Here is a 5,719-nt window from a genome sequence, read left to right as displayed (position 1 = left end):
TTTGTTTTTTGTGTGGTGTTCGTCACCCCCCGCCCCACTCCGGGGGGTTGCCGCGTGGGGGTGGGGCGGGGGGTGGGGGGGCCCCAGCTCTCGGGGTTGAGGCGGGAGATCACGGCCGGAAGGCCGGCAGGCCCTTGAACGTCGAGACGGGGGCCGGGGCGGCCGAGCCGTCGGCCGGGAGGGTGCTGATCCCGTCCGGGGTGCGGACGGCGATTGTCTTCCCGTCCGGGGACCACGCGGGCTCGGTGTAGTCCGTGGTGGCGGACGGGGTGAGGTCCTTCTCCTTGCCCTGGTTCTCGGTGTTCTTCGAGAACAGGTGGTCGTGCCCGTTCACGGAGCGGACGAAGACGACCTGCTCGCCGTCGGGGGAGAGGGCCGGCTGCGAGCCCTTGCCCATGTCGCGGGTGTTGGCCCGGATGTAGTCGTCGTAGATGTAGACCTCGCCGTTGGGCGTGTTGGCGTACGCGACCTCGCCGCGCTTGCCGCCGGCGTTCGACCAGGTGTTGCCGGTCGCGGGCGGCTGCGTGACGCCGGGGCCGCCGCCGTCGGAGATGGCGGGCGTGACCGCCTTGGGGGCGGTGCCGCCCTTGACGGGGACCGACTCCAGGGTCAGGACGCCGCCCTTGGCCGAGGAGAACACGATGTTGGCGAAGCGCTCCAGGAACCCCGGGCTGTCCGAGACGGCGTCGCTCTTCTCGGCGTGCTGCCAGCTCGGGTGGGACCAGGTCTCGCCGCCCGGGTTCTTGGCGAGGACGACCTTGTTGCTGCCGTCCGGGTTGGCGGTGACGAGGTCGCCGTTGCCGTTGACGAACGCGGCGTGCTTGCCGTCGGGGGACCACGCGAGGTCGCGGACGACGGTGCCGAAGTCGACGGTGGTGCCGTTCATCACGACGGTCTGGGTGCCCGTGCTGATGGTGAGGTGGTTGGCCGCGCTGGTGCCGTTGACCTCCTTGGCGCCGCCCGTGCTGCCGGTGCTGCCCGTGCCGCCGGAACCGCCCGTCGAACCGCCCGCGCCGCCGCTCTTGCCCGGCGCGGCCGTGCCGGGGGCGGTGGTCGGCTCGGGGCCGTTGCCCGTGTCGTTGGGACCGCAGGCGGAGACCAGGACGGTGCCGGCGGTGGTCATCAGGGCTATCGCGGCGACGGTGCCGAACCGGTTGCGGACTGTGGTGCGAACGGACATCTTCCAGGTCCCCCTCGTGCGTTGCTCGCTTACAGGTAGGAGCCTCGCAGCCGCAGGTCCGCGCCGCGTCGACGACGTGTCACAGCCGTGGAACAGCCCCACCGGCGGGGAACTCCGCGCTATCGTCCTTGTCGGAACGCGGCGGAGCGTGACGGCCCGCCACGTCCGCCCGTCTGTCCGGACCGGGAGGGGAGACCGCGATGACCGCCGCCCGCAAGCCCGCCGAACTGCTGGAGTTCTCCGACGACCTGCACGTCGAGGACATCGACCCGCTGCGGACGTTCCTGGCCGCCAGACTGCGCGAGATCGTCGCCGCGCAGCCCGACGGCAGCGACGCCCATTTCGCCGCCGAGCGCCTGGAGCAGATCACCTCGGCCGACTGCATCCAGCTCGCGGACCTCCTGGTCGCCTGGGAGGTCGTCCTGGAGGAGGAGCGGACGGAGGAGCCGGGCGAGACCCAGCGGCTGCGCCAGGACGTGTCGATCTGGTGGGCGCGGCTGTGCCGGACGGCCGACCGCTTCCGCGACCACCCGGACCACAATCCGCGGTGGCGCCGGCTGGACTACATGAACCTCTGGCACGCGGAGTTGATGGCGAGCCTGACGGACGCCGCCGGCGGCGTGTACGGCGACGGCGCCCACCCCTGACCCGGGACCCGGTCGGCCCGCGTTCACCGCCCGCGTTCACCGCCCGAGGATCCGCCGCAGCCAGCGGGTGCGGGCGTCGAGGGCGTCCCGGCTGAGGGCCGCGTGCGGCGCGAGGGTGTCGAAGCCGTGGAACGCCCCCGGCCAGACGTGGAGTTCGGCCGCGCCGCCGGCCCGCCAGATCGCGTCGGCGTAGGCCACGGCCTCGTCCCGGAAGGTCTCGGCCGACCCGACCTCGACGTAGGCCGGGGGCAGCCCGGCGAGGTCGGTCGCGCGGGCGGGGGCGGCGTAGGGCGGCAGGTCGGCGGAGCCGTACCGCTCGCCGAGCACGGCCTGCCAGGCGGTGGCGTTGGAGGTGCGGTCCCAGGTGTCACGGCCGGCCAGCTGGTGGCTGGAGTGCGTGTCGCCGCGGTCGTCGAGCATCGGGCTGAGGAGCAGTTGGCCGATCGGGGCCGGCCCGCCGCGGTCGCGCGTCAGCAGGGCGAGGGCCGCGGCGAGCCCGCCGCCCGCGCTCTTGCCGCCGAGGACGACGCGCTTCGCGTCGAGGCCCAGCTCATCGGCGAGTTCGGTGGTGTGGAGGAGCCCGGCGTAGCAGTCCTCGACGGCCGCCGGGTACCGCGCGCCGGGTGCCAGCCGATAGTCGACGGAGACGACGGCGAGCCCGAGCGGTTCGGCCGTCTCGCGCAGCAGGCGGGGCAGGACGGACCACGCGTTGCCGGAGATCATCCCGCCGCCGTGCAGGTAGTACAGGACGGGCAGCGGCCCGTCGAGCCCGGCGGGCCGGGCCGTCACCAGCCGGACCTCGCTGCCGTCCCACGCGACCGGCGCCCGCAGCTCCGCGACCTCGAACCGGCCGCCGTCCCGCAGCCGTTCGGCCGTCGGCCGGGGCCGGGAGGCGGTGTCCCGGGCCTGCCAGGCCGCGAGCCCGGCCGGCGTGAGCGGCTCCGGCGTGCCGACGGCCGCCAGCGCGGCGTGCAGTTCCGGGTCGAAGGCGACACCCATGAACGAACCCCCCTCATCTCGGTAACTTTTGTTACCGCGAACCGACTTCGTAAACTATGGTTGTCACATGATGATGCCTGAGATCACCCGGGAAGAACAGGCGGCACTCGACAAGGCTCTCTGCGAGGCCCTGGACCCGCTGGCCGCGGCCATCCGCGCCCGGCAGAGCGGGCTCGCGCAGGAGCGCATGTGGGACGCGGACCCGGCGGAGGTGGCGCTGTCCGTCCTCGCCGCCTGGAAGGTGGTGGACGGCGCGGTGAAGCAGCTGACGGCGACGGCGGCCGGCACCGCCGGTTCGTACGGGGCGAGTTACGAGCAGCTCGGTGCCGTGTGGGGCATCACCCGGCAGGGCGCGCGGAAGAAGTGGCCGGACGCCGTCCAGCGCCCGGCGCAGGAGGCGGGCACGCTCGAACTCTTCGGTGGGACGGCGAGGTTGGTCCAGGCGCCGGGCGGCGGCTGGGGCTGGACGGCGACGGGGGCCGACGGTGTCTTCGGTGCCGCGGAGGACGGGGTGCACCACGTGAGCGCGGAGGTGGCCGCGGCCCACGCGGGGGCCTTCCTCAGGGAGCACGCCTGACCGTGCGGGCGTGGGCTCAGGCGTCGTGGGTCGAGGCGTCGTGGGCTCGGGCGTCGTGGGCTCAGGAGTACAGCGCGATCCGCGGCTCGACCGTGCCGTGGGCGGGCGCGAGCACCGTGAGCCGGTAGTGCTCGGTGAGCGTGTGGTGGCCGTGCAGGACGATCTTCGCGGTGGTGAGGCCGGTGAACAGCGTGCCGGTCTGGCTCCCGAGCTGCACGGTCCGCCACCGCCCGTCGGAACCGAGCAGTTCGAGCCTGACGTCGGACGTGACGAGGAAGGGGCCCTTGTCGGGCGACTCGACGAGGACCTGCGGGGCCACGGTGCGGTCCGCGGAGGAGGGGTTGCGGTAGGTCACGGTGATCCGGTGCGGCGTGCGGTCGGCCGGCAGCGGGCTGCTCGGCAGGTTCACGAACCCGACCGGTGCCGCGGCGGCCGTCGCCGCCGGCGGGGGAGCGGACGCCACCGCCTGCCCGGGGGCGACCAGCGCGATGGCCGGGAGGGCGGCGAGGGCGACGGCGGTCAGGACCGGACCTCTGCGGGGGATCCTCCTGCTGGGCATGGCGCCTCCTTCGATCGTCGACGGCACGCCCGGTGACCGATGGGGATCCGCGGGTGCACGGACGGTCGCCGCTCGGGCGGGCTGTACGTATCCACGGTGCACGCCAACCGCATCCGCCGCATCCGCCGGGGCCCGCGGCCCGCTGCGGAGGCCGCCGGAACCCGTACGTTCTCGCGGTGATGTGCGGGGTTCGGGGGAACCGGCCCGGCGCTCGGTCGGGGGTGGCATGATGTCCCGGCCATGGCTGCCTCCCGACCCGAGGCGCTGCCGACACCGGTTCGCGCCGCCGCGCTCGACCTTCGCGTACTGAGGGCCCTGCCCTTCGCGACGGTCTGCGTCGTGCTGGCCGCGGCCGGGCACGTTTTCGCCTCCGGGAGCCCGGTCCCGCCGGGCGCGCTGTTCCTCGGGTGGGTGCTGTCCGGCACCGCGGCGGCTTTCGGCGCGCGACGGGAACGCTCGGCGCGGGCGATCATCGGGAGCCTGGCAGGCGCACAAGGGGGCTTGCACGTCCTCTTCCACGCTGCCCAGGCCTCGCGCGCGGTCCCGGCGAGGGGCGAAGCGGACACCATGGCCGATATGCCTGGCATGCCTGGGATGTCAGGGATGGGCGGGCGCCCCGGCGTGGCGATGGCCCACGCCGTGACGGGCGGCGGCGGGGCGCTCCCGCACACCGCCGTCGCGGCGACGCACGTCGCCTTCTGGTGCCACGCGACGCTCCTCGGCCTCAGCCCGGCCATGCTCGCGGCGCACCTGGCCGCGACCGTCGCCGCCGGCTGGTGGCTGCGGCGCGGCGAGGCGGCCGTCTGGTCGCTGGTCCGGCTCGCGGCCGGCACCGCCTCGGCCGCCGTGCGGGCCTGCGCGGATCAACTCCGCGGCGTGCTGGCCCTGTTCGAGGCCCTGAGCGACGGGCTCGGCGGCCGGTCGCGGGCGGGCGCCGTGCGTCGGGTGCCGGCGTACGACTGGTGGGGTCCGGTGCGGTCGGCGCCGCTCCGGCACGTGGTGATCAGGCGCGGTCCGCCGCTGGGCGCGGCCGCCTGACGGGACCGTCCCGTTGCGGCCGTCCGCCCGCCCCTGACCACACCCATGCCTTCCCTGGAGAAGACACCACCCATGAGAGCCTCCTCCGCGATCCGCCTCGCCGCCGCCTCCGCCCTGGCCGCCACGGCCGTGCTGGCCGGCGCCACCGCCGCGTCCGCGCACGTCACCGTGCAGCCGTCCAGCGTGCCGAAGAACGCGACCGACCAGACCTTCGCGTTCCGCGTGCCGAACGAGGACGACAAGAACAGCACGGTGAAGGTCGAGATCGACTTCCCGGTCGACCACCCGATCCCGTCCGCCCTGGTCGCGCCGGTGGCGGGCTGGACCGACCGGATCCAGACCACCAAGCTCGCGACGCCGATCCACACCGACGACGGCGACATCACCGACGTGGTGTCGCAGATCGTCTGGACCGGCGGCCAGATCGCCCCCGGCCACTACCAGGACTTCACCGTCGACCTCGGCGCGCTGCCCGAGGGCACGGACAAGGTCGTCTTCAAGGCGCTCCAGACGTACAGCGACGGGAACATCGTCCGCTGGATCGAGGAGCCGCAGGAGGGGCAGCCCGAGCCGAAGAACCCGGCGCCGGTCCTCAAGCTGACCGCGGCGAGCGCGGCGAGCGCGACGACCGCCGGGGATGCCACGGCCGCACCGGCTCCGGCCGCCGCCCCGGCGGCTCCGGCGGCTCCGGCGGCCCCGGTGGCGGCGAAGGCGAGCAC

At 74.4% G+C, this 5,719-nt stretch carries 7 protein-coding genes; 4 read left to right on the top strand and 3 right to left on the bottom strand.

The genetic code is table 11. The annotated features are described in order from the left end of the window. Positions 1–109: 109 nt before the first annotated feature. On the bottom strand, positions 110–1,180 hold the full coding sequence (locus tag ACFV4F_RS41945; RefSeq protein ID WP_380511035.1) for a TolB family protein: 1,071 nt from the start codon (positions 1,178–1,180) through the stop codon (positions 110–112). A 200-nt stretch (positions 1,181–1,380) separates the two neighbouring features. Between ACFV4F_RS41945 and ACFV4F_RS41940 the strand changes: the two genes are divergently transcribed. Beyond that, the gene (locus tag ACFV4F_RS41940; RefSeq protein WP_380498941.1) at positions 1,381–1,827 is read left to right on the top strand and encodes a hypothetical protein; all 447 of its coding nucleotides are present in this window, start codon (positions 1,381–1,383) and stop codon (positions 1,825–1,827) included. 36 nt (positions 1,828–1,863) lie between these two features. Here the strand turns inward: ACFV4F_RS41940 and ACFV4F_RS41935 are convergent, their stop codons facing one another. After that, positions 1,864–2,826, bottom strand: coding sequence for an alpha/beta hydrolase (locus tag ACFV4F_RS41935; protein ID WP_380511032.1), 963 nt, complete (start codon positions 2,824–2,826; stop codon positions 1,864–1,866). Between the two features lie 67 nt (positions 2,827–2,893). Here ACFV4F_RS41935 and ACFV4F_RS41930 point away from each other — a divergent pair, with 67 nt between their 5' ends. Further along, the gene (locus ACFV4F_RS41930; protein ID WP_380444958.1) at positions 2,894–3,403 is read left to right on the top strand and encodes a hypothetical protein; all 510 of its coding nucleotides are present in this window, start codon (positions 2,894–2,896) and stop codon (positions 3,401–3,403) included. Between the two features lie 61 nt (positions 3,404–3,464). Here ACFV4F_RS41930 and ACFV4F_RS41925 read toward each other — a convergent pair whose 3' ends face one another. After that, the gene (locus ACFV4F_RS41925; RefSeq protein ID WP_380444957.1) at positions 3,465–3,962 is read right to left on the bottom strand and encodes a signal peptide protein; all 498 of its coding nucleotides are present in this window, start codon (positions 3,960–3,962) and stop codon (positions 3,465–3,467) included. A 576-nt stretch (positions 3,963–4,538) separates the two neighbouring features. Between ACFV4F_RS41925 and ACFV4F_RS41920 the strand changes: the two genes are divergently transcribed. Together ACFV4F_RS41920 and ACFV4F_RS41915 are read left to right on the top strand one after the other, a co-directional pair. After that, positions 4,539–5,000, top strand: coding sequence for a hypothetical protein (locus ACFV4F_RS41920; protein ID WP_380511030.1), 462 nt, complete (start codon positions 4,539–4,541; stop codon positions 4,998–5,000). Between the two features lie 72 nt (positions 5,001–5,072). After that, on the top strand, positions 5,073–5,719 hold a 647-nt coding region (locus tag ACFV4F_RS41915; RefSeq protein WP_380511027.1), incomplete at its 3' end, for a YcnI family protein.

Origin of the sequence: Kitasatospora sp. NPDC059722, assembly GCF_042733235.1 — a bacterium.
Taxonomy (GTDB): Bacteria; Actinomycetota; Actinomycetes; order Streptomycetales; family Streptomycetaceae; genus Kitasatospora.
Note: the sequence above shows the minus strand (reverse complement) of the source record. Positions and strands in the feature narration are given on the sequence as shown.

What these genes read in the sequence shown, in the direction of transcription:
- ACFV4F_RS41935 (WP_380511032.1), bottom strand. Translation starts at nt 2,826, where the DNA reads ATGGGTGTCGCCTTCGACCCGGAACTGCACGCCGCGCTGGCGGCCGTC.
- ACFV4F_RS41930 (WP_380444958.1), top strand. Translation starts at nt 2,894, where the DNA reads ATGATGATGCCTGAGATCACCCGGGAAGAACAGGCGGCACTCGACAAG.
- ACFV4F_RS41945 (WP_380511035.1), bottom strand. Translation starts at nt 1,180, where the DNA reads ATGTCCGTTCGCACCACAGTCCGCAACCGGTTCGGCACCGTCGCCGCG.
- ACFV4F_RS41940 (WP_380498941.1), top strand. Translation starts at nt 1,381, where the DNA reads ATGACCGCCGCCCGCAAGCCCGCCGAACTGCTGGAGTTCTCCGACGAC.
- ACFV4F_RS41925 (WP_380444957.1), bottom strand. Translation starts at nt 3,962, where the DNA reads ATGCCCAGCAGGAGGATCCCCCGCAGAGGTCCGGTCCTGACCGCCGTC.
- ACFV4F_RS41920 (WP_380511030.1), top strand. Translation starts at nt 4,539, where the DNA reads ATGCCTGGCATGCCTGGGATGTCAGGGATGGGCGGGCGCCCCGGCGTG.